The 10,125-nt window shown below is 61.7% G+C and carries 6 protein-coding genes; 4 read left to right on the forward strand and 2 right to left on the reverse strand.

Annotated elements, in window-relative coordinates; all coding sequences use genetic code 11:
- The first annotated feature begins 39 nt into the window (after positions 1-39).
- The 3 genes from gltB (at position 40) to hemE (ending at position 7,248) form a co-directional block, all read left to right on the forward strand.
- Entirely contained in the window at positions 40-4,485 is a 4,446-nt protein-coding gene (gltB, locus tag QF045_RS05060) for a glutamate synthase large subunit (protein WP_306491295.1), read from the forward strand.
- A 32-nt stretch (positions 4,486-4,517) separates the two neighbouring features.
- A complete protein-coding gene (locus QF045_RS05065) occupies positions 4,518-5,936 on the forward strand; it encodes an FAD-dependent oxidoreductase (RefSeq protein ID WP_003171228.1) in 1,419 nt (472 codons plus the stop codon).
- 244 nt (positions 5,937-6,180) lie between these two features.
- On the forward strand, positions 6,181-7,248 hold the full coding sequence (gene hemE, locus QF045_RS05070) for a uroporphyrinogen decarboxylase (RefSeq protein ID WP_306491296.1): 1,068 nt from the start codon (positions 6,181-6,183) through the stop codon (positions 7,246-7,248).
- A gap of 117 nt (positions 7,249-7,365) precedes the next feature.
- On the opposite strand, the gene QF045_RS05075 is transcribed toward hemE, so the two are convergent.
- Positions 7,366-8,592, reverse strand: coding sequence for an MFS transporter (locus QF045_RS05075; protein ID WP_373424471.1), 1,227 nt, complete (start codon positions 8,590-8,592; stop codon positions 7,366-7,368).
- Between the two features lie 170 nt (positions 8,593-8,762).
- Here QF045_RS05075 and QF045_RS05080 point away from each other — a divergent pair, with 170 nt between their 5' ends.
- A complete protein-coding gene (locus QF045_RS05080) occupies positions 8,763-9,656 on the forward strand; it encodes a LysR family transcriptional regulator (protein WP_306491298.1) in 894 nt (297 codons plus the stop codon).
- A 51-nt stretch (positions 9,657-9,707) separates the two neighbouring features.
- Here QF045_RS05080 and QF045_RS05085 read toward each other — a convergent pair whose 3' ends face one another.
- Entirely contained in the window at positions 9,708-10,103 is a 396-nt protein-coding gene (locus tag QF045_RS05085) for a hypothetical protein (protein WP_306491299.1), read from the reverse strand.
- Between the last annotated feature and the right edge of the window lie 22 nt (positions 10,104-10,125).

Genomic DNA, 10,125 nt, shown 5'->3' on the forward strand with positions numbered 1-10,125 from the left:
TTGCCTCGGTATAAGAGGCAGCCTGGTGAGAAAGTGTCTATGAAAGCAGGTCTGTACCAACCCGATGAATTCAAGGATAACTGCGGTTTCGGCCTGATAGCCCACATGCAGGGCGAGCCCAGTCATACCCTTTTGCAAACGGCCATCGAGGCCCTGACCTGCATGACCCACCGCGGTGGGATCAACGCCGACGGCAAGACCGGTGACGGCTGCGGCTTGCTGATTCAAAAGCCCGACCAGTTCCTGCGCGCTGTCGCCAAAGAGCATTTCGCCGTCGAACTGCCCAAGCAGTACGCCGTGGGCATGGTGTTTTTCAACCAGGACCCGGTCAAAGCCCAAGCCGCTCGCGAGAACATGAACCGCGAGATCGTTGCCGCCGGCCTGCAACTCGTCGGCTGGCGCAAAGTGCCAATCGACACCAGCGTCCTCGGCCGCCTGGCCCTGGAGCGTCTGCCGCAGATCGAACAAGTGTTCATCGCAGGCGACGGCCTGAGCGACCAGGACATGGCGATCAAGCTGTTCACATCGCGTCGTCGCTCGTCGGTGCTCAACGCCGCCGACACCGACCACTACATCTGCAGCTTTTCCCACAAGACCATCATTTATAAAGGCCTGATGATGCCGGCGGACCTCACCGCCTTTTATCCGGACCTGAGCGATGAGCGCCTGCAAACCGCAATCTGCGTGTTCCACCAGCGCTTCTCCACCAATACCCTGCCGAAATGGCCGCTGGCCCAGCCATTCCGCTTCCTCGCCCACAACGGCGAGATCAACACCATCACCGGCAACCGCAACTGGGCCGTGGCCCGTCGCACCAAGTTCGCCAACGATCTGATGGACCTGGAAGAGCTCGGCCCGCTGGTCAACCGCGTGGGTTCGGACTCCTCCAGCATGGACAACATGCTCGAGCTGATGGTCACCGGCGGCATCGACCTGTTCCGTGGTGTGCGCATGATCATTCCGCCAGCGTGGCAGAACGTCGAGACCATGGACCCGGATCTGCGGGCGTTCTACGAATACAACTCGATGCACATGGAACCGTGGGACGGCCCGGCCGGCGTGGTCATGACCGACGGCCGCTACGCGGTGTGCCTGCTCGACCGTAACGGTCTGCGCCCGGCGCGTTGGGTCACCACCACCAACGGTTTCATCACCCTTGCGTCGGAAATCGGCGTGTGGAACTACAAGCCCGAAGACGTCATCGCCAAAGGCCGCGTAGGCCCTGGGCAGATCCTGGCCGTGGACACCGAAACCGGGCAGATCCTCGACACCGACGCCATCGACAACCGTTTGAAGTCCCGTCATCCGTACAAGCAATGGCTGCGCAAGAACGCCCTGCGCATCCAGGCGACCATGGAAGACAACGACCACGGCTCGGCTTTCTACGACGTCGATCAGCTCAAGCAGTACATGAAGATGTACCAGGTCACGTTCGAAGAGCGCGACCAAGTGCTGCGCCCGCTCGGCGAGCAAGGCTATGAGGCGGTCGGCTCCATGGGCGACGACACGCCCATGGCTGTGCTGTCCCAGCGCGTGCGCACGCCATACGACTACTTCCGCCAGCAATTCGCCCAGGTGACCAACCCACCGATCGATCCGCTGCGCGAAGCCATCGTGATGTCGCTGGAAGTGTGCCTCGGTGCCGAGCGCAACATCTTCCAGGAATCGCCGGAGCACGCTTCCCGCGTGATCCTCAGCTCGCCGGTCGTTTCGCCGGCCAAGTGGCGTTCCTTGATGACCCTGGAGCGTCCAGGTTTCGACCGCCAGATCATCGACCTGAATTACGACGAAAGCCTTGGCCTTGAAGCCGCTGTGCGCAACGTCGCCGACCAGGCCGAAGAAGCCGTGCGCGCCGGTCGTACCCAGATCGTGCTGACCGACCGGCATATTGCCCCCGGCAAGCTGCCGATCCACGCTTCGCTGGCCACCGGCGCGGTGCACCACCGCTTGACCGAAAAAGGCCTGCGCTGCGACTCCAACATCCTTGTGGAAACCGCCACGGCCCGCGACCCGCATCACTTCGCCGTATTGATCGGTTTCGGCGCCTCGGCGGTCTATCCGTTCCTCGCGTACGAAGTGCTCGGCGACCTGATCCGTACTGGTGAAGTACTGGGCGACCTTTACGAAGTGTTCAAGAACTACCGTAAGGGCATCACCAAGGGCCTGCTCAAGATCCTGTCGAAGATGGGCATCTCCACGGTCACCTCGTACCGTGGCGCGCAACTGTTCGAAGCCATCGGCCTGTCCGAAGAAGTCTGTGAGCTGAGCTTCCGTGGCGTGCCAAGCCGTATCAAGGGTGCACGTTTCGTCGACATCGAAGCCGAACAGAAAGCCCTCGCGGCCGAAGCCTGGAGCGCGCGCAAGCCGATCCAGCAAGGCGGCCTGCTCAAGTTTGTGCACGGTGGTGAATATCACGCCTACAACCCGGACGTGGTCAGTACCCTGCAAGCCGCTGTGCAGCAGGGCGACTACGCCAAATTCAAGCAATACACGAGCCTGGTGGACAACCGCCCGGTGTCGATGATCCGCGACCTGTTCAAGGTCAAGACCCTGGACACGGCGCTGGACATCAGTGAAATCGAGCCACTGGAATCGATCCTCAAGCGCTTTGACTCCGCCGGTATTTCCCTGGGCGCCTTGTCGCCCGAGGCCCACGAAGCCCTGGCCGAAGCCATGAACCGCCTGGGCGCGCGTTCCAACTCCGGCGAAGGCGGCGAAGACCCGGCGCGCTACGGCACGCTCAAGAGCTCGAAAATCAAGCAGGTTGCTACCGGCCGTTTCGGCGTAACCCCGGAATACCTGGTCAACGCCGAAGTGCTGCAGATCAAGGTCGCCCAGGGCGCCAAGCCCGGTGAAGGCGGCCAGCTGCCCGGCGGCAAGGTCAACGGTCTGATCGCCAAGCTGCGTTATGCAGTACCGGGCGTGACGCTGATCTCGCCACCGCCGCACCACGACATCTACTCGATTGAAGACTTGTCGCAGCTGATTTTCGACCTTAAACAAGTCAACCCGCAGGCCCTGGTCTCGGTGAAACTGGTCGCGGAAGCCGGCGTGGGCACCATCGCCGCCGGTGTGGCCAAGGCCTATGCCGACCTGATCACCATTTCCGGCTACGACGGCGGCACCGGCGCTTCGCCGCTGACCTCGATCAAATATGCCGGCGCACCCTGGGAACTCGGCCTGGCCGAAACCCACCAGACCCTGCGCGGCAACGACCTGCGCGGCAAAGTGCGGGTACAGACCGACGGCGGCTTGAAAACCGGCCTCGACGTGATCAAGGCCGCGATCCTCGGCGCCGAAAGCTTCGGTTTCGGCACCGCGCCGATGATCGCCCTGGGCTGCAAATACCTGCGCATCTGCCACCTGAACAACTGCGCGACCGGGGTTGCCACCCAGAACGAGAAGCTGCGCAAGGATCACTACATCGGCACCGTCGACATGGTGGTGAATTTCTTCACCTACGTCGCCGAAGAGACCCGTGAGTGGCTGGCCAAGCTGGGCGTGCGCTCGCTGGAAGAGCTGATCGGCCGTACCGATCTGCTGGACATTCTTGAAGGCCAGACCGCCAAGCAACAGCACCTGGACCTGACGCCGCTGTTGGGCAGCGACCACATTCCGGCAGACAAGCCACAGTTCTGCCAGGTGGACCGCAACCCGCCGTTCGATAAAGGCCTGCTGGCCGAGAAGATGGTTGACCTCGCCGGCTCCTCGATCAACGACGCCAGCGGTGGTGAATTCGCCCTGGATATCTGCAACTGCGACCGTTCCATCGGCGCGCGCATCTCCGGCGAAATCGCGCGCAAGCACGGCAACCAGGGCATGGCGAAAGCGCCGATCACCTTCCGCTTCAAGGGCACCGCGGGCCAGAGCTTCGGCGTGTGGAACGCCGGTGGCTTGCACATGTACCTGGAAGGCGATGCCAACGACTACGTGGGCAAGGGCATGACCGGCGGCAAGCTGGTGATCGTTGCGCCTCAAGGCAGCGTCTACAAGAGCCAGGAAAGTGCCATCATCGGCAACACCTGCCTGTACGGCGCCACCGGTGGCAAGCTGTTCGCCGCCGGCACTGCCGGTGAGCGTTTCGCCGTGCGTAACTCCGGCGCCCACACCGTGGTCGAAGGCACTGGCGATCACTGCTGCGAGTACATGACCGGTGGCTTTGTCGCGGTACTGGGCAAGACCGGTTACAACTTCGGTTCGGGCATGACCGGCGGTTTCGCCTACGTGCTCGACCAGGACAACACCTTCGTCGACAAGGTCAACCACGAGTTGGTCGAGATCCAGCGGATCAGCGGCGAGGCCATGGAGTCGTACCGCAACCACTTGCAGCACGTGCTGGACGAGTACGTTGAGGAAACCGGCAGCGAATGGGGTCGTAACCTCGCCGAGAACCTCGATGATTACCTGCGTCGTTTCTGGCTGGTCAAGCCCAAGGCTGCCAACCTGAAATCGTTGCTTTCCAGCATCCGTGCCAACCCGCAGTGATATGCGCCTGAAGAGTTTGATGAGGTTTTAACATGGCTGAACGTCTGAATAACGACTTCCAGTTCATCGATGTCGGGCGCAAAGATCCGAAGAAGAAACTGTTACGTCAACGCAAGAAAGAGTTCGTGGAAATCTACGAACCCTTCAAACCCCAGCACTCGGCCGACCAGGCCCACCGCTGCCTGGGGTGCGGTAACCCGTATTGCGAATGGAAGTGCCCGGTGCACAACTTCATTCCCAACTGGCTGAAATTGGTGGCGGAGGGCAACATCCTCGCGGCCGCCGAGCTGTCGCACCAGACCAACACCCTGCCGGAAGTCTGCGGCCGGGTGTGCCCGCAGGACCGTCTGTGCGAGGGTGCGTGCACCCTCAACGACGGTTTCGGCGCGGTGACCATCGGTTCGGTGGAGAAGTACATCACCGACACCGCGTTCGCCATGGGCTGGCGCCCGGACATGTCCAAGGTCAAACCGACCGGCAAGCGTGTCGCGATCATCGGTGCGGGTCCGGCGGGCCTGGGCTGCGCCGACGTACTGGTGCGTGGCGGCGTGACCCCGGTGGTGTTCGACAAGAACCCGGAAATCGGTGGCCTGCTGACCTTCGGCATCCCCGAGTTCAAGCTGGAAAAGACCGTACTGAGCAACCGTCGCGAAGTGTTCACCGGCATGGGCATCGAGTTCCGCCTGAACACCGAAATCGGCAAAGACATCACCATGGAGCAACTGCTCGCCGAATACGATGCGGTCTTCATGGGCATGGGCACCTACACCTACATGAAGGGCGGTTTTGCCGGTGAGGACCTGCCGGGCGTGTATGACGCCCTCGACTTCCTGATCGCCAACGTCAACCGCAACCTGGGCTTTGAAAAGTCGCCGGAAGATTTCGTCGACATGAAGGGCAAAAAGGTCGTGGTACTCGGCGGTGGCGACACCGCGATGGACTGCAACCGTACGTCGATCCGCCAGGGCGCCAAGTCGGTGACCTGTGCCTATCGTCGTGACGAAGCCAACATGCCCGGCTCGCGCAAAGAGGTGAAGAACGCCAAGGAAGAAGGCGTGAAATTCCTCTACAACCGCCAGCCGATCGCTATCGTGGGCGAAGATCGCGTCGAAGGCGTGAAGGTGGTCGAGACCCGTCTTGGCGAACCCGACGCTCGTGGCCGTCGCAGCCCGGAGCCGATCCCGGGTTCCGAAGAGATCATCCCGGCCGACGCCGTGGTGATCGCCTTCGGCTTCCGCCCAAGCCCGGCGCCGTGGTTTGAACAGTTCGAAATCCAGACTGACAGCCAGGGCCGCGTCGTCGCCCCGGAACAAGGCCAGTACAAGCACCAGACCAGCAACCCGAAAATCTTCGCCGGTGGCGACATGGTGCGCGGCTCTGACCTGGTGGTAACCGCGATCTTCGAAGGCCGTAACGCCGCCGAAGGGATCCTGGATTACCTGCAAGTCTGACCCCGATCCCTGCTTGAAATGGGATCAAAATGTGGGAGGGGGCTTGCCCCCGATGGCGGAGTATCAGTCACCAGATTCACTGGCTGACACACTGCAATCGGGAGCAAGCCCCCTCCCACATTTGTTTTGTGCTGTGTTCAAGCTGGCGCGACAAATTGACCCGATAGACAAAAGGCACGGCGCATTCCGTGCCTTTTGCGTCGCGCTCTGAGAAAATGCCCGCACTTTTTTTGCGGATGCCGACATGACTGCCCTCAAGAACGACCGTTTCCTTCGTGCCCTGCTCAAGCAGCCCGTAGACGTCACCCCCGTGTGGATGATGCGTCAAGCCGGTCGCTACCTGCCGGAATACCGCGCCAGTCGCGCCAATGCCGGCGACTTCATGAGCCTGTGCATGAATCCTGCGTTCGCCTGCGAAGTCACGATGCAACCGCTGGACCGCTACCCACAACTGGACGCGGCCATCCTCTTCTCCGACATCCTCACCATCCCGGACGCCATGGGCCAAGGCCTGTACTTTGAGACCGGCGAAGGCCCGCGTTTCAAGAAAGTCGTCAGCACCCTGGCCGATATCGAAGCCTTGCCGATCCCCGATCCGCACAAAGACCTCGGCTACGTGATGGATGCCGTCAGCACCATCCGCCGCGAGCTCAACGGCCGCGTGCCGCTGATCGGCTTCTCCGGCAGCCCATGGACCCTGGCCACTTACATGGTCGAAGGCGGCTCGTCGAAAGACTTCCGCAAGACCAAGGCCATGCTCTACGACAACCCGCACGCCATGCACCTGCTGCTGGACAAGCTGGCGCAGTCGGTCACGTCCTACCTCAATGGCCAGATCATGGCCGGCGCCCAAGCGGTGCAGATCTTCGATACCTGGGGCGGCAACCTGTCGGCTGCGGCATACCAGGAATTCTCCCTGGCCTACATGCGCAAGATTGTCAGCGGCCTGATCCGTGAACACGAAGGCCGCAAAGTGCCGGTCATCCTGTTCACCAAGGGCGGTGGCCTGTGGCTGGAAAGCATCGCCGATGCCGGTGCCGATGCATTGGGCCTGGACTGGACGTGCGATATTGGCGAAGCGCGCCGTCGCGTCGGCAACAAGGTTGCGCTGCAAGGCAACATGGACCCCACCGTGCTCTATGCCAAGCCGGAAGCGATTCGCACCGAAGTCGGCCGCATCCTCGCCAGCTACGGCAAAGGCACCGGCCACGTGTTCAACCTGGGTCACGGCATCACGCCGGAAGTGAACCCGGAGCATGCCGGTGCGTTCTTGCGCGCGGTGCATGAACTGTCCGCCCAGTATCACGAGTAAACGCAAAACCAATGTGGGAGGGGCTTGCCCCCGATAGCGGTGGATCAGTGACAGATACTGAGCCTGACACACCGCCATCGGGGGCAAGCCCCCTCCCACATTTAAAGCCAGAAAACCTCAGGTTTTCACATGGCTCAACGGCGCCAACTTCGCCAGCTTCAACGCCACCAACAGCGCCCCGGTCAACAACACCACGATAAACGCGCCAATCCCGTTCCACCCGGCAAAGTGCCAGAAAAACCCGCCTGCCGTCCCCGCAACGCTCGACCCCACGTAATAACAAAACAGATACAGCGACGACGCCTGTCCCTTCGCCTTCAGCGCACGGCGGCCGATCCAACTGCTGGCCACCGAATGGGCGGCGAAGAAGCCAAAGGTAAAGATCAGCATGCCCGGCACCACCAGCCATAGGGGGGTGAACAGTGTCAGGAGCATGCCGGCGAGCATCAGCACAATGGTGCCCCACAGCACGCGGCGGCGGCCCAGGCGGTCGGCGAGGGCGCCAATTTTCGCCGAGCTGTAGATGCCGGACAGGTACACCAGCGAAAGCAGGCCGACCACGGCCTGGCTGAGGTCATAAGGGTCGGCCAGCAGGCGATAGCCGATGTAGTTGAACAGGGTCACAAACGCACCCATCAGCAGGAAGGCTTCCAGGAACAGCCACGGCAGACCCGCGTCCTTGAAATGCATCACGAAGCCGTCCAGCAGGCTGCGCGGCTTTAGGCTGCTGGCGCGGAAGTTGCGCGATTCAGGCAGGATTTTCCAGAACACCGTCGCGGCGATCAGCGCCAGGCCGCCGATGATCAGCATTGCGGTGTGCCAACTGACGAAGTCAATCAACACGCCGATGATCAGGCGCCCGCTCATGCCGCCAATCGCATTGCCGCCGATGTACAAGCCCATGGCCAGGCCGATGTGCTGCGGGTGGATCTCTTCGCTCAGGTAGGTCATTGCCACCGCGGCCAAGCCGCTCAAGGACAGGCCCACCAGCGCACGCATCAGCAGAATGCCCTCCCAGTTGGGCATCAAGCCGCTGGCAATCGTAGCCAGCGCCGCACAGAACAGCGCAGCGACCATCACTGGCTTGCGCCCCAGCGTGTCGGAAATCGGCCCGGTGATCAGCAGGCCGAAGGCAAGCATGGCCGTGGCGATCGACAGGATCAGGCTGCTTTGTGCGGCATTGATGGAAAACTCGTGGGACAGCGCCGGCATCATCGGCTGTACGCAATACAGCAGGGCGAAGGTCGCAAACCCGCCGGAGAACAGCGCCAGCACCGTGCGCATGAACATCGGCGTGCCTTTTTCGATGTAGCCGTCGTTGAGCTGGGCGACGACCTCATCCAGGGCAGTGGGCGGGGCTTCTTGAGCGTGTGCAGCAACGGCAGATTTCACGGGGGACCTCGGGGAAAAGACGGCCACGGCCGGCAATACGAAAAAGAATATAGCTGGCTAATGATTCTTTCCAATATATTGTTCGACCTGTTTGATAGCTTTGACGACCTAATGAGGCTTGCATGGAATTACGTCACCTGCGCTACTTCATCGCCGTCGCCGAAGAGCTGCATTTCGGCCGCGCCGCGCAAGTACTGGGGATTTCGCAACCGCCGTTGAGCCAGCAGATTCAAGCGCTGGAACAGGAACTGGGCGCGCGGTTATTCGAGCGTACTAATCGTCGGGTCGAGTTGAGTGAGGCGGGGCGCCTGTTCCTGAACGAAGCGCGCCTGGTGCTGGCCCAGGTCGATAAAGCGGCGGACGTCGCTCGGCGGGCGCAGATGGGAGAACTGGGAGAGCTGAAGATCGGCTTTACCTCGTCGGCGCCGTTCACCGCCAGCATCCCGCAGGCGATCTTTGCGTTTCGCCAGGCGTTTGCGGCCGTGCATTTGAGCCTGCAGGAGATGAGCAGCACCCAAGTCGCCGAATCTTTGGTGGATGAGACAATCCAGGTCGGGTTCATGCGGCCATTGCCGTTGCCGGACTCCCTCAGTGTGATCGAGCTGATGCGCGAGCCGTTGGTGGCGGTATTGAGCGCCGGGCATCCGCTGGCGCAAGGTAGCGAGCGCGGTTTGCACCTGGCGCAGTTGGCTGAGGAACCCTTTGTATTCTTCCCGCGCAGTTATGGTAGCGGCCTCTATGCGCAATTGCTCAACCTGGCCCGCGACGCCGGCTTCAGCCCGCGCTTTTCCCAGGAAGCGGGTGAAGCGATGACCATCATCGGCCTGGTGGCGGCGGGGCTGGGGGTGTCAGTGCTGCCCGCTTCCTATCAGCGTATCCGCATCGACGGCGTGGTGTACCGCACCTTGCTGGACCCGGAGGCGGTAACGGCGGTATGGCTGGTGCAGCGCAAAGGCCCGCAGTCGCCCATGGCGCAGGCGTTTGTGGAACTGCTGACACGTAAGGCTTCTGTGTAACGCCGCAGATCCGATCGTTCCCACGCGTGGGAACGATCCAAACAATCAGCGTTACTGCATGCCCGCCGAGCGCAAGCCCGCCATGATGTCGCGATCCAGCATGCTCACCCAACGGTTGTAGTTACGATGGATCTTGCCGTCCTTGTAGCCCAGGTCGCGGCTGTCGCGGTAGGTGATGGCGTAGCTGTTGCGGGTGTAGCGGATATCGATGGCCGCATAGAACTGGTTGCGCACGGTGATCTCGGCCTGCACCCGTTGCGGGCTCAGGCGTTGTACCGTCCACTCGCGTTTTTGCAGGGCGGCGACGATCACCTGTTTCATTTTTTCTTCGCTGACCTGGGTGGTGGCCGGCAGCTCGTGCTGGGTGTTAAGCACCGGCTTGTTGGTGCAGCCGGCGGTGGTCAGCAGGGCCAGGGTGACCAGGGTGGCGCGTAGCAGGGAAGACATTCCGTTTTCTCCAATCGATTAA

It is taken from the genome of Pseudomonas sp. W4I3 (genome assembly GCF_030816195.1).
Lineage (GTDB): Bacteria > Pseudomonadota > Gammaproteobacteria > Pseudomonadales > Pseudomonadaceae > Aquipseudomonas.

Coding starts and splice junctions, on each gene's coding strand:
- gltB (WP_306491295.1), top strand. CDS start 40: ATGAAAGCAGGTCTGTACCAACCCGATGAATTCAAGGATAACTGCGGT.
- QF045_RS05065 (WP_003171228.1), top strand. CDS start 4,518: ATGGCTGAACGTCTGAATAACGACTTCCAGTTCATCGATGTCGGGCGC.
- hemE (WP_306491296.1), top strand. CDS start 6,181: ATGACTGCCCTCAAGAACGACCGTTTCCTTCGTGCCCTGCTCAAGCAG.
- QF045_RS05080 (WP_306491298.1), top strand. CDS start 8,763: ATGGAATTACGTCACCTGCGCTACTTCATCGCCGTCGCCGAAGAGCTG.
- QF045_RS05085 (WP_306491299.1), bottom strand. CDS start 10,103: ATGTCTTCCCTGCTACGCGCCACCCTGGTCACCCTGGCCCTGCTGACC.